This is a genomic window from Niveispirillum fermenti, assembly GCF_048066175.1.
Classification (GTDB): Bacteria; Pseudomonadota; Alphaproteobacteria; order Azospirillales; family Azospirillaceae; genus Niveispirillum; species Niveispirillum fermenti.
In genome coordinates this window covers 1-497 of record NZ_JBLTXA010000128.1, presented here as the reverse complement: position 1 = coordinate 497, position 497 = coordinate 1, and the positions used below count along the sequence as shown (strand labels likewise).

General features: G+C 67.6%; 1 protein-coding gene. It reads left to right on the top strand.

The window, feature by feature from the left end; all coding sequences use genetic code 11:
• A partial coding sequence (locus ACM9LZ_RS25995) for a cadherin repeat domain-containing protein (protein ID WP_416622395.1) occupies positions 1-497 on the top strand: 497 nt, incomplete at both ends.

Genomic DNA, 497 nt, shown 5'->3' with positions numbered 1-497 from the left:
GCAGGCCAGTGATGGCAGCAATACAAGCAGCCAGACCTTCACCATCAACGTCACGAACGCTGCCCCCGCCACCCCGACGGACAGCGACAGCGCCGCCAACAGCGTCGTCGAGGGTGCCGCCAACGGCACCGCCGTGGGCATCACCGCCAGCGCCACCGACGTCAATGGCGGTACCGTCACCTATAGCCTGACCGACGATGCCGGCGGGCGCTTCGCCATCGATGCCACAACCGGCGTCGTCAGCGTCGCCGACGGCACGCTGCTGGATTTCGAGACCGCCACCAGCCACACCATCACGGTCCAGGCCAGTGACGGGGTCGACACCAGCACCCAGACCTTCACCATCAACGTCACAAACGCCGCGCCCGCCACGCCGACCGACAGCAACAGTGCCGCCAACAGCGTCGTCGAGGGTGCCACCAGCGGCACCGCCGTGGGCATCACGGCCAGCGCCACCGACGTCAATGGCGGCAGCATCACCTACAGCCTGACCGACA